The sequence below is a fragment of the Humidesulfovibrio mexicanus genome (genome assembly GCF_900188225.1).
GTDB lineage: Bacteria > Desulfobacterota > Desulfovibrionia > Desulfovibrionales > Desulfovibrionaceae > Humidesulfovibrio > Humidesulfovibrio mexicanus.
In genome coordinates this window covers 442,330-461,166 of record NZ_FZOC01000004.1, presented here as the reverse complement: position 1 = coordinate 461,166, position 18,837 = coordinate 442,330, and the positions used below count along the sequence as shown (strand labels likewise).

At 59.1% G+C, this 18,837-nt stretch carries 19 protein-coding genes and 1 tRNA gene; 13 read left to right on the top strand and 7 right to left on the bottom strand.

What is annotated here, in order from left to right; all coding sequences use genetic code 11:
• Positions 1-11: 11 nt before the first annotated feature.
• A tRNA-Ser gene (locus CHB73_RS11215) sits at positions 12-105 on the top strand.
• 73 nt (positions 106-178) lie between these two features.
• Positions 179-1,888 (top strand): DUF6538 domain-containing protein, encoded by a 1,710-nt coding sequence (locus CHB73_RS11210; RefSeq protein ID WP_089274652.1) that lies wholly within the window; start codon positions 179-181, stop codon positions 1,886-1,888.
• Between the two features lie 342 nt (positions 1,889-2,230).
• Here the strand turns inward: CHB73_RS11210 and CHB73_RS11205 are convergent, their stop codons facing one another.
• The 3 genes from CHB73_RS11205 to CHB73_RS17245 all read right to left on the bottom strand — a co-directional run bounded on the left by CHB73_RS11205 (position 2,231) and on the right by CHB73_RS17245 (position 4,610).
• On the bottom strand, positions 2,231-2,563 hold the full coding sequence (locus CHB73_RS11205) for a hypothetical protein (RefSeq protein WP_089274651.1): 333 nt from the start codon (positions 2,561-2,563) through the stop codon (positions 2,231-2,233).
• Positions 2,564-3,560: 997 nt separating this feature from the next.
• Positions 3,561-4,223, bottom strand: coding sequence for a recombinase family protein (locus tag CHB73_RS11200; RefSeq protein ID WP_089274650.1), 663 nt, complete (start codon positions 4,221-4,223; stop codon positions 3,561-3,563).
• Between the two features lie 264 nt (positions 4,224-4,487).
• Positions 4,488-4,610, bottom strand: a complete 123-nt coding sequence (locus tag CHB73_RS17245; protein WP_268806911.1) for a hypothetical protein — start codon at positions 4,608-4,610, stop codon at positions 4,488-4,490.
• Between the two features lie 109 nt (positions 4,611-4,719).
• On the opposite strand from CHB73_RS17245, the gene CHB73_RS17175 reads away from it, so the two are divergent.
• The 5 genes from CHB73_RS17175 (at position 4,720) to CHB73_RS11175 (ending at position 8,030) form a co-directional block, all read left to right on the top strand.
• Positions 4,720-5,256 (top strand): TraR/DksA C4-type zinc finger protein, encoded by a 537-nt coding sequence (locus CHB73_RS17175; RefSeq protein WP_089274649.1) that lies wholly within the window; start codon positions 4,720-4,722, stop codon positions 5,254-5,256.
• A gap of 9 nt (positions 5,257-5,265) precedes the next feature.
• Positions 5,266-6,567 carry a DNA sulfur modification protein DndB gene (locus CHB73_RS11190; protein ID WP_089274648.1) on the top strand — a complete coding sequence of 434 codons (1,302 nt, stop codon included), beginning with the start codon at positions 5,266-5,268 and terminating at the stop codon, positions 6,565-6,567.
• A gap of 502 nt (positions 6,568-7,069) precedes the next feature.
• Complete coding sequence (locus CHB73_RS11185) at positions 7,070-7,423, top strand: HNH endonuclease signature motif containing protein (RefSeq protein WP_218819393.1); 354 nt, start codon at positions 7,070-7,072, stop codon at positions 7,421-7,423.
• 58 nt (positions 7,424-7,481) lie between these two features.
• Positions 7,482-7,796 (top strand): hypothetical protein, encoded by a 315-nt coding sequence (locus CHB73_RS11180; protein WP_089274647.1) that lies wholly within the window; start codon positions 7,482-7,484, stop codon positions 7,794-7,796.
• Between the two features lie 9 nt (positions 7,797-7,805).
• Entirely contained in the window at positions 7,806-8,030 is a 225-nt protein-coding gene (locus CHB73_RS11175; protein ID WP_089274646.1) for a DUF2188 domain-containing protein, read from the top strand.
• A 134-nt stretch (positions 8,031-8,164) separates the two neighbouring features.
• Here the strand turns inward: CHB73_RS11175 and CHB73_RS11170 are convergent, their stop codons facing one another.
• Complete coding sequence (locus CHB73_RS11170) at positions 8,165-9,379, bottom strand: DNA cytosine methyltransferase (protein ID WP_089274645.1); 1,215 nt, start codon at positions 9,377-9,379, stop codon at positions 8,165-8,167.
• Positions 9,376-10,512 carry a hypothetical protein gene (locus CHB73_RS11165; RefSeq protein WP_143337374.1) on the bottom strand — a complete coding sequence of 379 codons (1,137 nt, stop codon included), beginning with the start codon at positions 10,510-10,512 and terminating at the stop codon, positions 9,376-9,378. Before CHB73_RS11165 ends, CHB73_RS11170 begins: the two co-directional genes overlap by 4 nt.
• Positions 10,513-11,052: 540 nt before the next feature.
• Here CHB73_RS11165 and CHB73_RS11160 point away from each other — a divergent pair.
• The 6 genes from CHB73_RS11160 to CHB73_RS11135 all read left to right on the top strand — a co-directional run bounded on the left by CHB73_RS11160 (position 11,053) and on the right by CHB73_RS11135 (position 17,145).
• A complete protein-coding gene (locus CHB73_RS11160; RefSeq protein ID WP_089274643.1) occupies positions 11,053-12,252 on the top strand; it encodes a tyrosine-type recombinase/integrase in 1,200 nt (399 codons plus the stop codon).
• Between the two features lie 100 nt (positions 12,253-12,352).
• Entirely contained in the window at positions 12,353-13,009 is a 657-nt protein-coding gene (locus CHB73_RS16505; protein WP_143337373.1) for a hypothetical protein, read from the top strand.
• A gap of 546 nt (positions 13,010-13,555) precedes the next feature.
• On the top strand, positions 13,556-15,772 hold the full coding sequence (locus CHB73_RS11150) for a bifunctional DNA primase/polymerase (RefSeq protein WP_089274641.1): 2,217 nt from the start codon (positions 13,556-13,558) through the stop codon (positions 15,770-15,772).
• Positions 15,773-15,836: 64 nt separating this feature from the next.
• A complete protein-coding gene (locus CHB73_RS11145) occupies positions 15,837-16,103 on the top strand; it encodes a hypothetical protein (protein ID WP_089274640.1) in 267 nt (88 codons plus the stop codon).
• Entirely contained in the window at positions 16,100-16,567 is a 468-nt protein-coding gene (locus CHB73_RS11140; protein WP_089274639.1) for an ERCC4 domain-containing protein, read from the top strand. The genes CHB73_RS11145 and CHB73_RS11140 overlap by 4 nt, the downstream gene beginning before the upstream one ends.
• Before the next feature lie 11 nt (positions 16,568-16,578).
• Positions 16,579-17,145: a DUF5681 domain-containing protein gene (locus tag CHB73_RS11135; RefSeq protein ID WP_179217009.1), complete on the top strand. Its 567-nt coding sequence runs from the start codon at positions 16,579-16,581 to the stop codon at positions 17,143-17,145.
• 61 nt (positions 17,146-17,206) lie between these two features.
• On the opposite strand, the gene CHB73_RS11130 is transcribed toward CHB73_RS11135, so the two are convergent.
• Positions 17,207-18,424 carry a type II toxin-antitoxin system HipA family toxin gene (locus CHB73_RS11130; RefSeq protein ID WP_089274638.1) on the bottom strand — a complete coding sequence of 406 codons (1,218 nt, stop codon included), beginning with the start codon at positions 18,422-18,424 and terminating at the stop codon, positions 17,207-17,209.
• The gene (locus CHB73_RS11125) at positions 18,417-18,668 is read right to left on the bottom strand and encodes a helix-turn-helix transcriptional regulator (RefSeq protein ID WP_179217008.1); all 252 of its coding nucleotides are present in this window, start codon (positions 18,666-18,668) and stop codon (positions 18,417-18,419) included. Before CHB73_RS11125 ends, CHB73_RS11130 begins: the two co-directional genes overlap by 8 nt.
• Positions 18,669-18,837 lie beyond the last annotated feature (169 nt).

Here is an 18,837-nt window from a genome sequence, read left to right as displayed (position 1 = left end):
TTCTCAAGCGCGGAGAGGTAGCGAAGTGGCCGTACCGCGCCCGACTCGAAATCGGGTTACGGACTCATAATCCGTACGTGGGTTCGAATCCCACCCTCTCCGCCATCACACACCCAACTCGCTGATTTCATATCTACTTGTTGCCCACCAAGGGCTTCCGGCTTGCCGACTGCTGTACATGGCTGCTATACACGGGGTCATGAACACCATGCCGAAATGTCCTGGCGTCCACCGCCGTCCGGGGACTTCCAACTGGCACTACACCCGCCGTGTGCCCCTTGATCTGGTGCAGCACTACGGGCGGAAGTTCCTCACCCACAGCCTGGGAACCAGCATCCACCGGGAAGCCTGCGACAAGGCCAGGGCCGAGGCCCACCGCCTGGACCAGGAGTTCGCCCAAGTCCGGGAACGCCTTGCCGCTGGAGCCGCAGCCCAGCCCACGCCCCAGCTCACCCAGGACAAGGCCCAGGCGCTGGCCCTCCGCTGGCTCCACAGTGCTCTGGCAGGGGCCGAGGACTTCCGCTCACTGGCTACCAGCCCCACCACCGAGGAGGCGCTGGAGGCCAGGGAGGAGACCCTTGCACACCTGGAGAGTGATGCAGCCGAGAGGCTGGCGCTCAATGACTACGGCATGGCCCTCCAGGAGGCCAAGGAGCTGCTGAAGGCCGAGGGCCTGGACATGGTGGCCCACCCCCTGGATTACTCCCTCCTGGCCCGTGAACTGCTGAAGGCCAGGATCACCTTCCTGCGCCAGGAGCAGCGGCGGACCTGGGGGGACTACTCGGAGCCAGTCCCCCCGCTCCCCGCCAAGCCCGCCTTGAGCAGAAGTCCGGCCCCCCCGGACGGGGGACTGACCTTGTCCGGCCTCTTCGACAAGTGGGTCGAAGAAAAGCAGCGCAGCAAGCCCGAGGCCACGCTCAAAGATTTCGGGGTGTACGTCCGGCGCTTCATAGAGTTGCACGGAGACTTGCCGCTGACCTCCATCACCAAGGCCCATGTCCGAGACTTCAAGGCCGCCATGCTCAAGCTCCCGTCCGTGATCCGGCTCCCGCACAAGTACCGGGGGCTGACGGTCCCCGAGCTGCTGGAACTGGCCGAGAATCACCCGGAGCTGGAACGCCTGTCCCCCCTGACGGTCAACAACAAGGTTCTGGGGGCCGTGGGGGCCGTCATGAACTGGGGCGAGAAGAATGGCTACATGGAGACCAACCCGGCAGCGGGGATCAAGGTGGACGGCAGCAAGTCCCAGCCCAAGACTCGCGTCCCCTACTCCACCGATGACCTCAACCTGATCTTCCGCTTCCCAGTCTACACCAAGTGCCAGCGCCCCAAGGCCGGGGGTGGGGAGGCGGCCAAGTGGCTGCCCATCCTGGCCCTGTTCACTGGGGCGAGGCTCCAGGAACTGGGTAGGCTCCGTGTGGAGGATGTCAGGGAGGAGTGGGGTGTCCTGTTCTTCGACCTCACCACCGCCGGAACCAAGACCAAGAGCGCCAAGCGAAACGTCCCCATCCACCCGGAACTGGTCCGGCTGGGCTTCCTGGACTACCTGGAGGAACGGCGGAAGGCGGGCGGTGGACCGCTGTTCCCTGCCCTCAAGTCCGCACAGGACAGCCCCACGGAGAGCTGGTCCAAGTGGTGGGGCCGCTACGCCAGGGACAACGGGATCACGGACCCGCGCAAGGTGTTCCACTCTTTCCGGCACACGGTTAAGGACGGCTTCCGTAACTCCAGGGTAGCCAAGGAATACCGCGACCTGATCCAGGGCCATGCCATTCCCGGCGTGGGCGAGGAGTACGGGTCGGGAACGGGCCTCCAGGTGCTGGCCGAGGAAATGGCGAAGCTGCGCTTCCCTGGGCTGGACCTGGAACATCTGGTCCCAAGGCCATAGGTTCTCACCCATTTGGGGGAAAACCGTCTCGCGAGGATCGCGTATAAGCCCTTGAAGGTGGCCCGGATGACCTAGACATCATCCTGGCCCTCAAAACGCGCTCAAATGGCTTGCTGGAACCGTTGGGGCTGTAAGGCGGACGGGCAGGGTTCGTACAGTGTACGGCCCCTTGTGGCCTGCCCTGGCAGGACACTATCCGGGCAGCCCCTACAGTCTAGGGGGCAGGCCCAACCACGCCCACTAGATCAAGTCCACCGAGCGTCCACCAACCCCACCCCAGGCGCAACACGGGCGGCAAGCCCACGCCCACCGCCCGCTTCCTGGTCCCCTCGGTTGGCCCTGCTACACGATCTGGGGGGCCTCCTTCCGCTGCTTGGGATCAACCACCACCGCCACGTTCCCCAGGTTGAGGGCCAGGGAGCCATCCTCCTCCCTGGTCATGCCCCACCGCCACTTGGAGAGAGCCACCCCGTAGATGCCCCTACCGAGCACCCGACCAGCGACCACCCTACCCCGGCGGGAGAAGTTGATCTCCAGGGCCAGGAACCACTGGGGCAGGACGGCTAGGTCCAGGGCACGGGGCCACAGCCGGAAGGTGATCAGGTGGAACAGGTCGAAGCCGAACAGGGCTGGGGTGGGGGTCTCGGTCAGGTCGTGGGCGCTGTACATGGTCATGGTGCTTGGTCCTCCTGAAAGGGTTTTCCCAAGCGTATGCCACGATCACGCTCAATAGTCAATTTTTCCAACTTGTTGGACACACACAGCAACATCTAGTGGTCGAACCTTGTCCCCGTTGATCTGGCAGGGATACCCACCCTGTTCCCCCCTCCGGGCAAAGGAATTGATGGGTGGACAGGCGAACCCGGACCAAGGCCCCACCCTCCCCCTCCGACAGCAGGGGCCAGCGGCACAGCCTCTGGGCCTCCCCCTTGGCGATCCGGGGTGAAGTCCAGAGGATACCGCTGCCCACTGCTGGAACACGGGGAGGGAGTTGGGCAGGGAGGAAGCGAGGACCAGGCTGGTGGTGGTCCATGACCAAGGGGCCGCCCGTCACCACCAGGCCCCAGGCTGCTCTTCACAGGCCAGGTCATGCCTCTCTGGTGAGGTAGTGAGGCTGTGCCTGGGGGCGGGGGGGCCAACTGCCCGGCAACCAATGGACTCGACTAGGGTACTAGAAGGCACAGGAAGTGAGCTAGTCGCTCCCCATTGGAGTACTCTAGGTGTTCCTCTTCCTGTTTATCTACCTGTTTCTCAACAAGGAAACCTAGAAGGAGTTCTAGAAGGAGACCAACCAGGGTAGTGTCGTACCCTATATAATCTCTACAGGTATTCTTCTTACGCGCACGCGCGTTGCACAAAACGAGGAGTAGGTCAAGGAGGGTGGTCTCAAAAAGTGGAGAGGTCTTTCAGGGTGAGGCCAGCACCCCACCAGGAGGACAGGGCAGTAGGATGCCGCGCAAAATGGCCACAAATGGCCCTGTAGCGCATTTTGCACCCCAATGGCCACTACGAGGCCAGAATGCGACAAAGGCGCCCCAAAAGCCATCCTGGCGAGTTTTACGCGCACACCCCCACAGGCATCGCGCGGGGCAATCATCCCCAACCGAACCCATAGGCTCTGCCTATTCTCCTAAAGAAGGGACCACTAATTCCCGGCCAAGCCATCCCAGCACTACAGCCCCAAGCGTTTCAAGGCCCTCTGCACGCCGCACAGGCTCCAGGCACAGCCCTGGGCCGTCCTGATCCCCAGGCCGTTAAGCTCCTCCACCATGCGCCGTTGGGTCATGCCCTGACCCTTGAACGCGGCCAAGGTGGCCCGCAGGCGCTCCACGCCCTGGTCGGCCTTCTCCTGGCGGGCAGCGTTGATGCGCTCCAGGTTGGGGTTGCCCAGCTTCTTCCCCTGGGCCTTCACCCTGGCGAGGCCGTTCTTCGTCCTCTGGCTGATGAGGGTCCGCTCCATCTGGGCAGCCATAGCGAAGGCGTTGATCAGGATGTCCGTGGTCATATCCCCTTCCCCACGGGCCACCACGTTCTGCTTGATGATGTGGACCTCCACCTTCTTGGCGGCCAAGTCCCCCATGATGTTGTGGACCTCCCGCATGGACCGGGCCAGCCGGGAGACCTCGGACACCACCAGCACATCACCACGCTTGAGCCTGTCCAGCAGCTCCACGATCCGGCGCTGGCTGATGTCCTTCCGGCTGCTGATCTCCACCTCCAGCCACTGGTCCACCACCAGGTCCTGCCGTGCGGCGTAAGCCGTGATCTCCATCCGCTGGTTCTCCAAGTCCTGCCTGTCCGTGGACACCCTCAAGTACGCGTAGACCTTGCACATGCTGAACACCTCCTACGTGGTGACAGCATTTCTAGACGATCGTTTGTGCGATATCAAGAACGGGAGAACACGGCCTGGCTGGCCTAGAGGAGTGCCCGGCGCTCACCTGCTAAACGAGTATGGGGCTGCCTCGGTGGGGCACCAGAGCACCGCGTCCCGAACGCGGAGACCGGGCACCAGGGCCACACATGCGCGGGGACACCCCACGGGGGAACCAGTGCAAGGATGGAGAGCGGGAAGGATGCTCACATTTTTGGGTTGGATTTAGGCCGGAGTGGTGCCCAGGAAGGCCCGGAGCTTGTCCACCAGGGCCACATGGTCCTTGATCTCGCACTCCCAGACCACCAGCACCCGCCAACCGAGGGCCTCCAGCCCCCCGCCCCTCAAAATTTTAATCGATACATGCCAGCACGTTGTACGCGCGCATCTAACATTCCTTACGCTCACTATTGACATTTCGAACGCGCATATATAAACGTACACGCAGGAGGTGGATATGAGCGGAGCGTTCGAAACAAACGTCAACCTGTTGTGCTTCTCCTCTGCCAAAGAAGCGGAGGCGAGCGCCACCCAAGCGGCAGCAGTGTGCGGTGGGATCGTCGTTGAAATTGGTAGGGTTGAGGTTGCCAACCTGTATGTGAGCTTCCATGGAGTAGTGCCTCGTATGATGGCCAAGGCGAGGTTCAGGCAGGGCTATACCGAGATGACCTCGGCCCTCATGACGAAGCCCCCCCTGCCCTGCTCGTTGAACACCACCTGGGCCAGCATCCTGAAGCCCGAGAGGCTGATCGGCTACCTAGTTCTTAACGATTTCGGCCCAGTCTCTGGTGTCACCACGACCAAGGAGTGGGACGAGGAATCCGGCCCCCCAGACACTGTCCTCTGCCAGCTTCGCTTCGAGAGAACATTGTTTTCAATGCCCACTGTGGCCCATGGCGTCACCTACTGTGAGGCGTGCGGCAGCCAAATTCCAGCGGACAGGGTTCTTGCGGTCCCTGGTGTACGACGTTGCGTGAAGTGCCAAGACAACTAGGAGGATACGATGAAGGCAGACGAGGAAATCTTCGACAAGGTCACGATCATCAAGCACCCGACCTTTGACCAAGCTCAACAGGCAGCCTATCTGGAGTCGGCAAGCACAGGGGGGTTCACCTTCCCAATTGTCATCGCCAAGCAAGGTGAACGCAGATTCCTTTCGGGCGCCCTTCCCATCAAGTTCATCGAGACTCGGCTCATCCCACGCTCTGCGATAAAGGGAGCCAGCATGGCCGATGCAAAGTCCGCAACCAACCGCCCCCTTGAATCCAAGCATGCCCAAGACATCGCCAAGTACTTGGTGGAAAACGTCGACGGAAAGTACATCATCCCCTCATTGACTCTCAATGTGCAGGAACCTGTCAACGTTTACACCATTAGCTCTGGCGGAAATTTCAAACTTGGCTTCCTCGCCATGCCGATCGGCGTGACATTCTCCATCACTGACGGACAGCACAGGATGAAGGGTCTCCTCGAGGCGATTATCGCGCTGGAAAAGACCAACCCCGACGCAGCTCATCGGCTCCGCGATGACAGCCTCTCCGTAATGATCATGTGCGAGTCGGAACTATCGCAAGTTCATCAGGACTTTGCTGACTGCTCCAAGACCAAGGCCCTCCCTCCGAGCCTGCTTTCGGTCTTCGACACCCGGAACCCCGCCAACAGGATTCTCGCCGACATCGTCGCCGAATGCCCCCTCTTTACCGGAAAAATCGACAGCACCAGCAAGACGTTAAGCAAGAAATCCACAAACCTATTCCTCGCCAACCAAGTGCGCCAGCTCATCAAGCACCTGCTTGTGCGCGGGAACCCTGCCGACTCCGAGTTTGAGAAGCGTGCGCACGAGCTTCTGGGCGAGAAGCGCCAATACAAGAAATACCTGGACTGGTATGTGGCATTTGTCAACAGGGTGACACAGGCCATTCCGGTGCTGCGTGAAATCGCAGAGATTGATCCTGACTCGCCAAAGAAAGGCCTCATCCCAAAGTACAGGGAAGAAGACTGGGTTTGCCTCACGGCAACAGGCATGAACGTGATCGGCACCATCGGTCACGAGCTGTTTACGCACGATGTCAAAGATTGGGAGACCTTCGTCGACAAGCTCGGGGCTTTGGACTGGAAAAAGAACTCTCCATTCTGGGAGGGGACTATCATCCAGGGAGGGCGCGTTATCACCCAGACCACCCCGGTACGCAAGGCGGCGGGGAAAGCCATGCAGGAGATCGGGCTGAAATCGGACCTAGGCAATGGACAAGGAGCACTGCCGCTTGATGCCCCTGTAGAGGCTCCGGCTCAGGGCGCCGACTAGGCCAGAAAATCCGTGGGGGGCCTATCTGCACAGGGGGATAGGCCTTCCCACTCCTCGGCAGGGTTGCATTAGTCGTTGACCAGCGGCGACAAGAAGGGCGGGGGCCGGTAAAATTACCTGCCAATGCAGCAAGGCTCGACCAACTCGCACGTTGAATAGCGCCGGAACAGGCCACGAGTAAGAGCCGACAGGATCATCAAATTCTTGCGGTTACCATAGCTGAAGAGGGCTTACAAAACGCACTTACATGAAAAAACATACGCCCGGGAGACGTTGTGGCACAAAGGTTTCCGTCAATAGGCGTTGAGGCGCCTACCATCCCGGCGCCTTGACATTTCTAGAGTTTTTTGCGATAAATGAAAGACAAGAAAAGGAGACCACCCCGTTGTCGCAGGGTGGGCTCCCAGGTGGGTGCCAAGTGGCACCTGATCAGTGGGTGATCGGGATTCTACACGACCACATGCCCACCTGCAAGGGAAAATTGCGACACAACCGACTGCATATGGAGGAATCCGATATGCGTGTCCCCTTTGCTGGTGGGCTGCCCTCATACGGCACCCCGAGTCCTCGTCGTGAGTTAACCATCATCGAACGTTTTGCCGTGTGGTGCAAGGCCGTTATCGTGCCCGGCCACGACCCCAACACGACGCGGCGCGACCGCTTCGGCACCCTGATTCATTGGGGCAACTACGGCAAGACCAACAGCTCGACCGGCTGGGAGATTGACCACATCTTTCCGCTGGCGAAGGGCGGTAGCGACACCATGAGCAACATGGAGCCGCTCCAGTGGGAGAACAACCGGAGCAAGAGCGACCGGCTGGGCCTTGCTGGCCTCCTCGGGCTGTGGCGGACCTAGGGCTTTAACATCTAGCGGGGAGGGGGCAGCCCCTCCCCTCCTGAATGAGGGCACAATTATGGATGGTCTCTGGACTATCAACTCGAACGTCTTCGGTCGGCCTTCGGCCATGGTGCTCACCTTCAACGGCGGCAAGGTTACTGGTGGCAACACCGAGTACTACTACGTCGGGACGTATCAGCCCAACGGCGACTCGCTGGCTGGGCAGATGACCGCAACCCACTACTTCAGCACTCCTGATCCGCTGTTCAGCGGGGCCAAGGTCATCCCCATCCAGTTCAACGCGAAGGTTGTGAACGGCGTCCTTCAGGGCACTGCCAAGGCCGCCAACGCGCCCACCCCGATCACCTTCATCGGCCACAAGGTGGCCTAGGAGAACATCATGAGCAACAAGCAGACGCACATCGTGCCCCACCAGGGCGGCTGGGCTTCCAAGGATACCGGCAATGACCGCGCCTCCCGCGTGTTTGACAACAAGCAGGACGCCGTCAACTGGGGCCGCGAGCACAGCCGGAACGTCGAGAGCGAGTTCGTGATCCACAACCGGAACGGCCAGATCGGCCAGAAGGACAGCCACGGCAACGACGACTTCCCCCCCAAGGGCTAGACCCAATTAGCGCAACTACACAGCAGGCCTCGGGGCGACCCGGGGCCTCTTTTTTTACCCTCCCCCGGGGGAAACCTAGGCGGAACGGGAGAGCAGGAAGACGCTCACACTTTTGGGCTGGATTTAGGCCGGAACTACGCCCTCAAGTAGAGCGGGCCTTGTCCGGTGCCGGGATGGCTGGCATGGTCCCCGGCCAGCGCGTGGTACTTGGCGGGGACGGAGGCCACAGGCTCCGGCGGCGGGAGGTCATCGCGTCGCTTGGGGAGGAGCTTGGGCTTGCTCGTCTTCTGCTTCACCTTGAAGAACTGCCGGGCGATCTCCCGGCCCAACACTTCGGCCAAGAGGCTCGGGACCGCATTGCCGAGCTGGCGCTGAACATCCGCCCGCCCCCCCAGGATCACGGCGTCCTTGGGGAAGGTCTGGAGGCGGGCCAGCTCCTCCCCGGAGAGCTTCCGGTTGTCCCAGTGGAACGGCCCCGTGGCCGGGCCGGGCTGGGCCTGGATCGTCCATGCCGGGCGGTCCTTCGCCAGCTTGAGGAGGAAGTTCCAGTACCGTGTCCTCCAGCCAAACAGGGGCATCCCACCCATGCGGCTGGTGTGCCAGAGGTAGTTCTGGCCCTCGGGGATGGACGGTAACAGGTCCGCCCACTTCCCGGTCAACTGGAGGCCCAGATCCCTCGGCTCACCAAGCCCCCCGATGGCATCCCAAGCTGTGTGCCACGGCTCCAGGCCGCCCAGGCTGGGCATGGAAGGGTCCGCGTGGGTCTCACGAGGGGGCGTGAAGTCCAGCCCCTCACGGGAGCCGATCACGAAGACCCGACTCCTGGCCTGCGGGACGCCGAAGTTCGCCGCGTTCAAGGTCAACACCTTCGGGCGATAGTTGGTCCCAGCCTCCTGGTTGATGGTCTCCAGGGTCGTGGTGAGGAGCCGTAGCCCCTCGTTCTTGCCCTCGAAGGCTAGGCCCGCCACGTTCTCCAGGAGGAAGGCCCGAGGGCGGGCTTCACGGAGGACGCGGAGGTAGCCAGCCAGAGTGTCCGCCCGAGGATCGTCCAGACGGAGGCTGTCTCCATTGGCCCACCAGCCGGACTTCGAGAATGGCTGACAGGGAGGCCCACCGATGAGGAGGTCCAGCTCTCCAGCCCGAAGACCGCCCTTGTCCAGGATGGCCCGTGTCGGGGTCTGGTGGATGTCCTCGGGGATCACGGGCCACTTGCGGCTGGCCTCCAGGCTGGTGCAGCACAGCTTGTCCAGCTCCAGGGCAACACAGGTCTCGAAGCCTGCTGCCTCGAAACCGTAGTCTAGGCCCCCGGCCCCCGTGAAGAGGCTCAAGATGGTAAGGCCCTTGCTCATGCGGACCTCGCGGCGAGTTCAAGAACCTCTGCCGGGTTCTCAAACCACGTCCTGCCCTTGACCTGGATCGCAGACTTGATCCGCCCTGGACACTTCAGGTGCTCCGGCAGAACCCTCGTGAGGGCGTAGCGGAACTCCCACTCCTCCGTGATGGAATGGAGGCAGGCCGCCACGATGGAGAAGTCCTCGGGGCGGTAGTAGCGGGAGCACGGGTCGGCCTTCGAGGCCCTGGTCTTCTGGAAGTCCAGCCGTGGATAGCCATCCTTGTGGACGGTGCGGAGGACGTTCTTGCACTCGATGAGGATCGGCCCGTGGTGGTGATACAGCAAGGAGATGTCCGGCTTGCCCTCTTCGTTGATCCTGGCGCACCTGGACACGTCGGGGACGGCCTGGAGGAGCTTCTCCAGGTGGACCTCGGCCACCCAGCCACGCACGGCCATCTTGAGCCGGGCGGTCTCGTCTATCAGGTCGAAGAGGGCCGGGCCGCTCAAGCCCAGTTCCTTGATGAGGCGGTGACGATCCGACTCCTTCCTGGCGCCCAACAGGTCCAACAGGCCACCTTTGAACTTCTCGGCCAGGAGCTGGCGGTGCCCCTGATCAAGCCCCTTGGCAGCCCGCTCGAAGCGGACGAGGTCCAGGAGGCGGCTCCTCACCGCCCCCACCAGCACCTCTACGGGCTGGCCTGGACGCCTCGCGCTGGCCCTTTCCCAGGCGCACCAGCCGTCCTTCTCGATGGCCTCGGCATGGCTACGCTTGAACTCGATGGAGATGAACATCTTGGTCGGGCTGTGGAGGACGGGATCGGCGGCCACCAGGAAGCCCCGCTCGGGGTCGATGCCCACGAACAAGGTGGTCGTAACTTCAAGCGGGTCTTGGTAGAGGTCAAGGATGGCCTTGGGATCGGAGCCGAGTTTCACCTGGAAGCGGTGCTCGTCATCAGGCCTGTTCTTGGTGAGCTTGGAGTTCGCCAGGAAGGCGTAGCAGAGGATGCTCTGGCGCTCCCCGCTCGGGGTCTCGAAGGACACCAGGAAGGGGGCCTCGCCAGGGTCGGAGTGGTAGAGGACACGGCACCCCGCATCTTCAAGGCCTGCCAGGATAAACCGCAACAGCGGCTCCTTGTCCGAGCGGCTCACACCCCAACGCCTATAGCCCCCAATCAACATCCTTTCCCCCAAGCTCCCTTCAGCCCACCAGTGTACCAACTGGGACATACTGGACTGAAGTCCTCACGGGGTCAAGCACAGGGCAACAGGCAGCCTGGATCACCATAATCCGTACGTGGGTTCGAGTCCCATCACAGAATCCACATCGACGATCAAGGCGGGCCGCTATCTTCAGGAAACATTGACAGGACAAGGACTTTCCGGCAGATGGCAGACCAGGAGGGGCCACCGGGGCTGCCTCACACGACTGTATAACACGGAGCCACACAGCGCCAAAGTAAGCCAAGCTATTTCATGTAGATACGATAAAGCGAGCCGTTTCCCACCCTCTCCGCCATTTGATAATCCAGCCAAGTCCGAGATAGTCCAAAAAGTCAATGAAAACGCCATAATCACCCCGGATTATCGTCCAGGGCGGTCTACTTGCGTCCATTGACAACCGCGGATTAGTTGGTATCACCTTAGGTATCACGAGCCAGTGATACCACCCCAAGCCGGAAAGTGATACCAATGAAGCTGACAGACCCCGCCGTCAAGAACGCCGCTCCCAAAGAAAAGCAGTACACCCTTTACGACAGCGAAGGCTTATTTCTGCTGGTAATGCCCAACGGATCTAAGCTCTGGCGCTGGAAGTACCGCGTCGGAGGCGTCGAAAGGCGCACCTCCCTTGGGGTCTACCCGAAGGTATCACTGCGGGCCGCTCGGCTTGAACGCGACAGGCTTCAAGCGGAGCTGAAAAGAGGGGTTGACCCTGCCATTGAGAAGCAGGCTCTTAAGGCCGTCGAGCGAGCAACGGGTGAAACCTTTCAGCTCATAGCCGAGGAGTGGCACACGAAGTTCCGGCACACATGGACGGACAACACCGCGCTCACGATCATCAGCCGCCTTCAAAAGGACATCTTCCCCTACATTGGGTCGCGCCCGATCCGCGAGATCACCCCGCCCGAACTCCTCGCAGTCATCCGCCGAATTGAGAGCCGAGGAGCGGTGGAAACCGCCCGCCGTGACTTGCAGAAGTGCGGAGAGATATTCCGCTACGCCCTGGCAACAGGACGGGCAGAGCGTGACGTTGCCGCAGACCTTCGCGGCGCAATCGCCCCCCCAAAGAAGCGGCACTTTGCCAGCATCCACGAGCCAAAGGAGATAGGCGAGCTTCTGAGGGCCATTGAAAGCTACCAGGGCTCCCCTGTGACGCGCTGCGCCCTCAAGCTTGCACCGCTCACCTTTGTGCGGCCTGGGGAGCTTCGCCATGCCGAGTGGACAGAGCTTGACCTTGAAACGGGAGAGTGGCGCATCCCTGGAGCCCGCATGAAGATGAAGGAGAAGCACATTGTTCCCCTCTCGCGGCAAGCGCTCGAAGTGCTCCATGAGCTACAGCCGCTCACGGGAGGCGGGCGCTATGTATTCCCTGGAGCAAGGTCGGCTGACCGTCCCATGAGTGAGAATGCCGTTCTCGCCGCGCTGCGCCGCATGGGTTACGAGAAGGGTGAGATGACGGGCCACGGCTTCCGCTCAATGGCAAGCACCATCCTGCACGAACAAGGCTGGCCCTCTGACGTGGTGGAACGCCAGCTTGCCCACGGCGATAGAAACAAGGTCCGAGCCAGCTATAACTTTGCGCAGCACTTGCCAGAGCGGAGGAGAATGATGCAGGCTTGGGCAGATTACCTCGATTCACTGCATGAGACACACCAGGGGCAGAGCTCATAGCGCGACCGAAGAGGGTAATGTCTGAGAGTAGGCCTTTTCATGGCAGTTGTTCATCGCGATGCTTGGATTTTCAATTCCATAAACAGAGAGGCAAGAAAATATGAGCTTGCTCATTGAACTCTTAGATAACCGACAGTATGTTTATGCGAAAACACTGTTAGAATGTCTAAAAATCACGCCGAAAATGTTCATAGATGTAGTCAACAAATGTGAAATTAACTATTACGTTGATTCACATGGCAATGTGCATGGCGACGAGATCAGCCCCAAAAAGCACGAGTTTAACTCGTCACACATCAACGACAGAGTTAAATTTCACACCTATGACTTAAAGCAAGCGATCAGAAAATTTGAGGTGTTTCGTGATCTGATCCCAGAGTATGGAGCCAACCCAGACAATTTTGATAGCGTGCAGTCTCTGCGGGACAAGCTCGCCCAAGTCCAACAAGAAAATACCCAACTGTTTACTGAACTTCAGTCGTTACGGAAGAAAACTGAGAAGCCCCCCAGGACGAGCTCCGCAACTATCGCCGCCAGCCAAAATAGCGTCCAGAGATGGAAAGTGCTTGCAGCACAAATGGTTTCAATTGCTCTGTTCTGCGGGCAACAAGGCCCAAAAGAAAGAAAACGTACACAAATTCAGACAATCGCCAAAAAATTGGGGGAAGCGTTACCCAAAACGGCACTTGAGGTATTTTGGCAAGCTCTCCCCGATGAACACAAGTCAAATAAGCCAGGTCCTCAGAGGCAAGATTAATATCCTGCCCCCCTTGCGGGACGCTGAATCGCAAACCTGCGCCCTCCCTTCTCCATGTCAGAGATCCCCTAACTCCGTTGGACGGTTTTAGGGGGTTTTCTTTGAAGAAGTGACGGCACGACGGAATCAACCGGAATGACGTAGCTTTTTCCGTGTGTATCATCCGGTGAAATTCAACCACGGAGGATACCAACCATGCCCAACGCATCCCGCATTGATCCCAACGGTCTCTACCGCCTCAAATCCATTGTCCGCTCGAAGTCAGGTCCGCCACCGCTCATAGACGTTGCCGCCGCTACGTGGTGGGCGGGGGTTAAGTCTGGCCGATTCCCGCAACCTGTTCGCAACGGCTCCATGACCTTTTGGCGGGGCTCTGACCTCTTGGCCCTCGTGGAGCACATGAGTGGAGTGGTTGAGTCATGAAAAAGCAAAACCCCGCCGTCAAACTGTGGACCCAGCGCTGGCTACGCACCTTCACCTCTGAAATGGGCATGGCCTGTAGTCGATGGACGGACAGATTTACCATTGCGCTTGAAGGGGTGAGCCATGACTCCTGAACGCTCTATGCTGGACGCCGCCTTGAATTACACAAGCAAAGGCTGGCGTGTGTTCCCCTGCAGGGCAAACAAAAAGCCGCTTATCCAAAATGGCTTCAAAGCCGCCAGCACGGACCCGGAACAAGTCCGCAAGTGGTGGATGCAATGGCCTACGGCAAGCGTGGGATGTCCTATGGGGGCGGAGCACGGCGCGTGGGTGCTTGACGTAGACTTGCCAAAAGGCCCTGAATCCCTGGCTGCACTGGAAGCTGAACATGGCCCTTTGCCTGCCACGGTTGAGCAACACACTGGAGGAAGCGGGCGGCAACTGTTCTTCAAGTGGATTAAGGGGCGGGAGGTCCGCAACAGCGCAAACAAGCTGGCCCCTAGCTTGGACGTGCGAGGTGAAGGCGGATATGTAATCCTTCCCCCAAGCGGACACCTGAGCGGCGGGACATACTCTTGGGTTTCCAGCGGGGCTGCACTGGCTGAGGCCCCAGCTTGGCTTCTGGACATGGTGGCCCCTCTGTCCACGGCGGCGCAAGCTGCCAAGACCGCACCGCTGACTGCCGGGGGCACTACGCCTTACGGCCGCAAGGCCCTGGAAGCCGAGGCTGCCATCGTAATGAATACAGCGCAAGGGGGTCGCAACCAAGCATTGAATGAATCAGCCTTTGCGCTGGGGCAGCTTGTAGCAGGTGGGGAGCTGGACCGCCAGAAAGCAGAAGCTACCTTGCTTGATGCAGCGCTGGCCGTTGGCCTGACGGAGATTGAAGCCCGCAAAACGATTGCAAGTGGAATGGCCGCTGGGGAGAGAGAACCCAGGAGGGCGCCGGAGCAACTAGCGTCGGCTGCGAAGCCCGTGGCCCGTGCTATACAGTCCACTCCGTCTATTGATGAGGAGTGGACGCCGGAAGCAACAAAGTGGCCCACGTTGCCGCTGGCGGCCATGCCTGGCTTCGTCGGAGACTTTATACAATTGGCAACACGCAACAGTGAAGCCGACCCCGCCGCCGTGCTGGCAACCTTCCTCACCCGTTTCGGTGTCGAACTTATCTCGCCACATATTCTAATAGGTGAAACTACGCACAAAGCGCGTCTATTTGCTGCAATTTGTGGTGCCAGTTCCAAGGCGAGAAAAGGCACGTCCGCCGCACCAGTAAAGAAGCTGTTCACCTTTGGCGAATCAAGCGGGCATATCCCGGCGCAATACTCACCTGGACCGCTAAGTACTGGCGAGGGTCTAGTGTACGCTGTGCGCGATGAGTTGAAGGAATGGAAGGTGGATAGGCAAAACCCGACCGGCGCGTGGGTGGTAACTGACCCCGGAGTATCCGACAAGCGCTTGTTCGTGTTGGATGAAGAACTCGCAGCGGCCCTTAATTGCACCAATCGTCAGGGCAACACCCTCTCAACGGCCATGCGCTGTTTTTGGGACAACGGAAATTTGAACCCTCTCACAAAGAGCAACCGGACGCGTACAACTGGAGCGCACCTAGCGCTGGTGACGCATATCACTGTGGCCGAACTCACTTCACTGCTTGATGCCGTACAAAGCCTCAACGGCTTCGCCAATCGCTTCCTGTGGGTATACGCAAAACGCCGTGGCGTTGTGCCATTCCCAGAACCCATGCCGGATGTGGAACTTGACGCCATACGCCGGGAGCTGCTGACACTTCTGCATAAAGGCAAGCACACAGAGCGCGTTCTCATGGATTCAACAGCCCGTGAGATGTGGAAGTACGTCTACCTCGACTTGTCTCAGGAACACCCAGGATTGGCGGGGTGCGTCATCAACCGAGGCGAAGCCCAAGTGATGCGGCTGGCACTGATTTACACTCTACTGGCCGGACAAAACATCATCACCGCAGAACACCTCGGCGCTGCTTTGGCCTTTTGGCAGTACTGCCACGAATCCGCCATGCTGATCTTTGGTGGGCGCGAAACTGACCCTATGGTCGACAAGGTGCTGGCCATGCTGCGGGGTGGGGCGAAGTCTCTGACAGAGATTCACAAAGCTCTAGGCAACCACGACACCAAACGCGTCAAGGATGTTCTGGGTGAATTGTCAAATTCTGGCCGGGTGCGATTCACCTCCGAGCAGACAGGGGGCCGTTCAAAAACTGTGTTCTCTCTCTGCGAAAATAGAGAATTATGCGAATTATGCCCCCCGACTCACCGGCTACCGACATTAATTCGCATAATTCGCTTAATTCGCAAGGTATAGAACCAAAAACAAAGGTTGAGCAGACTTCGCCGATTTCGCAACCCTTCCCTGACCGGGTGACTATATGAGCGTCGCCCGCTGGATTGAATCCCGTGGCGTCCGTGTATGGGCAGAGGGTGACGCTCTCACCCTAGAGGGACTGGCCGCTCTTGAGCCGGAAAAGGCATCCGAGGTGCTGACCTTCGCCCGCCAGAACAAGAAGCAGCTACTGGAAGAACTTGGGAGACAAATTGCTTGCCGTGGCTGTGGCATGACGTTCACGCCGTCCGACCCGAGCAAGGTCTATTGCCGGGCTAGGTGCTTCAACACCATGCGCAGGGTGCTGCAATGAAGATTATCTGCGACACTAGAGAGCAAGCACCGTTCGGCTTCGTCAGCTATGACTGCGAAATGGTGGCCGGGACGCTCACCACAGGGGACTATTCACTGGCCGGGCTGTTGGATCGCTGCGCTGTGGAGCGCAAGAGCCTGGACGATCTGCTGGGCTGCCTCACTGGCGAGGGCCGAGAGCGTTTTGAGCGGGAGCTTGCCCGTGCCTCTGGCCTGGAATGCTTCGCCGTGGTCGTGGAAGCGTCCATGCAGGACATGGCTGAGGGCCGCTACCGTTCGCGCATGAAGCCCCACGCGGCTTTGCAATCCGTGCTGGCCTTCCAGGTCCGCCACAGCTGCCCCTTCATCTGGTGCGGCAACAGGGCCGGGGCGGAGTACGCGACCTATCACTTCCTGCGGCACTATCTGCGAAACGCGCAGGAAAGACTACGTATCGTCCTCAGAGCACATGGCGATGCGACATAAGGAGAATTGCTATGGCTGAAAATACAGCAAAAAAGCAGCGGGGGAAGCCCTTTCCTAAGGGGACCTCGGGCAATCCCAAGGGGAAGCCCAAGGGAGCCCGCAATAAAGCCTCTATGGCTGTTCAGGAGCTTCTTGACGGCGAAGGGACAGAAATTATCCGTAAGGTTATCGAAATGGCCAAGGAAGGAGACGTCGCTTGCCTAAAGCTCTGCCTGGAGCGGCTTTGTCCAACCCGAAAAGATTCGCCCTTGAGAGTAACTCTACCACCACTCAAGAACCATGAGGACATTCATAAGGCCAGCAAGGCTATTCTACTACAAGTTGCAAAGGGAGAAATAACTCCCGGTGAGGGCCAAGCAATGCTTAACCTTATCGAAACGCACACGCGTGTCGTCAATGCCGTGGGGAATGAAGAGGCAGCCGACACGGCTTATTCTACGATTTCACCGGAAGAAATGGCAGAACGAGCGGCCAATCGACGTGCTGCGATTGAACAGCAACGTGAAGAATTCCTTCCTGAGAGGAGATTGGAGGTGCAAAAGATAAAGGATGAGATGGTAAAGGACAGTTTCGAATAATGCTCGCTAATAGTGCAGCAGGAGGCTCAGGCAAATCATCCGCCTGGACACCAACGGGCTATTACTGTGAATGGGTCAATGCAAGCAGGCCCTCTGCCCAGGCAGTGAGCATCTTGGCCCCTGTGCTTGCGAAGGTCCCCCCAGCTTGAACTCGGTCCTGAAGATCTGTACGCGCCAGCAGGATACCACTTTCAACCTCGCAAATGACTGCCTCAGCCTCACGTTTTGTCATGGAACAGGTCTTTAGCGCAAAATCAAGCATAGCCGCTCTGTCTGGCCAACGCTTGGAACCACGCAGCAACAATGCCATGGAATCATGAGGCAGGTATGCCGTGGTTGTGATCTGATCAAAAGTCGGAGCAAGTCGGCCCTGGCGGTCAACTGGTGAAGAATATAGCAGACAAAAATTCTTCCGGTGTGCATCACCATTGCGCAGGCCGACGGATAAGACGATCATCTTGAAGAATGCCCGCATTGAGTCTTTATGGTGCTCTGGGGGCACGAAGGCCTGAATAATCTTCCCGAGCTGCTCGTAGCTCCCAGTGTATTTATCCCTAGTCCCCAGGCCTTGCAGGACGCAGAAATCCTCAATACCCAGATATTGCCCCTGCTCGTCGAGATCAAAGCGATCCACAATTAGGAAACGCCCGTTTTCAGAGACGGCCCAGTTGGGAACAGTAAGGCCACATTTCTTGGCAGCCAGTAGGCAAAAATGTTCGTTGAGTGCTAATTCTGGATACCGCTCGTCCCAAGTCTTGACGATATGAGTGGCGGCCTGCATCGTCACCTTATGGTCCGGTGACAGCTTGAGCCCTTCAGTGGCGCGAACAAGAACCTTGGGCTGGACACCTGACACCCCTGAAAAGCGTGCATACCTATTCAACAGATCACGGAATAGGTCCTCTGCTCCGTCATACGTCAGTATTTCCTCCACGCTCACAGCGCCTGGAAGGTCATCAGCATCGCCCCCAGGCTCACCATAGCTTAGTCGACCGATGTGAGAGTGGCCGGTGACACGCAGCAACTCCAAGTCGTCAAAATTGGGGACAGCCTTTGACAGCATATCCTCCAAGTAGAGCTTCAGAGCCCCCTCCGGGAGATTCATCTGAAAGATTGGGTGCAACCCCCAGGCGAAGGTCCAGCTTTCAGAACGCACCGGCATCGTCAAAGAGACTGCCGCTTCTTTGGACACATCCGGCTGGTAGGTGAAGGCAAACCGTTGCCGTGCGGTTCGAGTCAGCCGCCCAGCCAAATCGTTACCTGCCCTAACCTCAAGCATTGTCGGCCTCGTTCAGCGCCTGAAGTTCATCCAGAGTTGGCGGGCCAGACTTTGGGGTTGCAACAAGTTCATAGCCGAACAGCGCAAGAATTCGTTGCACCTTGAGCATTCCCGCCCCGGTAGCAGCTCCGCGCTCCAATGAACTTACGAGCGCACGAGACACCCCGGCCCTCTCTGCGAGTTCGGTTTGGTTCCAGCCCTTGGCGCGCCGAAGCTGTATGATAGTCTTGCCGATTGAGCTCATGACTAACATTTAAGACAAAACGTGTTAATCGTCAATGTTTGAGTTAAATTTTAGTCAGCGCAGAAGGATGAGGGAAGAGGGGGGGGATTGAGTTACCCCGTTCGTCACCTTAAATTCGACCGACATCCCCTCTACCGCATCCACAACGTAACCAGCTGCCGTTTTGAAA

Bases quoted from the DNA above. Each gene is read 5' to 3' on its own strand.
- CHB73_RS11210 (WP_089274652.1), top strand. From the start codon at position 179: ATGGCTGCTATACACGGGGTCATGAACACCATGCCGAAATGTCCTGGC.
- CHB73_RS11190 (WP_089274648.1), top strand. From the start codon at position 5,266: ATGAAGGCAGACGAGGAAATCTTCGACAAGGTCACGATCATCAAGCAC.
- CHB73_RS11170 (WP_089274645.1), bottom strand. From the start codon at position 9,379: ATGAGCAAGGGCCTTACCATCTTGAGCCTCTTCACGGGGGCCGGGGGC.
- CHB73_RS11135 (WP_179217009.1), top strand. From the start codon at position 16,579: ATGGCTGAAAATACAGCAAAAAAGCAGCGGGGGAAGCCCTTTCCTAAG.
- CHB73_RS17175 (WP_089274649.1), top strand. From the start codon at position 4,720: ATGAGCGGAGCGTTCGAAACAAACGTCAACCTGTTGTGCTTCTCCTCT.
- CHB73_RS11150 (WP_089274641.1), top strand. From the start codon at position 13,556: ATGACTCCTGAACGCTCTATGCTGGACGCCGCCTTGAATTACACAAGC.
- CHB73_RS16505 (WP_143337373.1), top strand. From the start codon at position 12,353: ATGAGCTTGCTCATTGAACTCTTAGATAACCGACAGTATGTTTATGCG.
- CHB73_RS11200 (WP_089274650.1), bottom strand. From the start codon at position 4,223: ATGTGCAAGGTCTACGCGTACTTGAGGGTGTCCACGGACAGGCAGGAC.
- CHB73_RS11125 (WP_179217008.1), bottom strand. From the start codon at position 18,668: ATGAGCTCAATCGGCAAGACTATCATACAGCTTCGGCGCGCCAAGGGC.
- CHB73_RS11205 (WP_089274651.1), bottom strand. From the start codon at position 2,563: ATGACCATGTACAGCGCCCACGACCTGACCGAGACCCCCACCCCAGCC.
- CHB73_RS11145 (WP_089274640.1), top strand. From the start codon at position 15,837: ATGAGCGTCGCCCGCTGGATTGAATCCCGTGGCGTCCGTGTATGGGCA.
- CHB73_RS11130 (WP_089274638.1), bottom strand. From the start codon at position 18,424: ATGCTTGAGGTTAGGGCAGGTAACGATTTGGCTGGGCGGCTGACTCGA.
- CHB73_RS11140 (WP_089274639.1), top strand. From the start codon at position 16,100: ATGAAGATTATCTGCGACACTAGAGAGCAAGCACCGTTCGGCTTCGTC.
- CHB73_RS11185 (WP_218819393.1), top strand. From the start codon at position 7,070: ATGGAGGAATCCGATATGCGTGTCCCCTTTGCTGGTGGGCTGCCCTCA.
- CHB73_RS11180 (WP_089274647.1), top strand. From the start codon at position 7,482: ATGGATGGTCTCTGGACTATCAACTCGAACGTCTTCGGTCGGCCTTCG.
- CHB73_RS11175 (WP_089274646.1), top strand. From the start codon at position 7,806: ATGAGCAACAAGCAGACGCACATCGTGCCCCACCAGGGCGGCTGGGCT.
- CHB73_RS11160 (WP_089274643.1), top strand. From the start codon at position 11,053: ATGAAGCTGACAGACCCCGCCGTCAAGAACGCCGCTCCCAAAGAAAAG.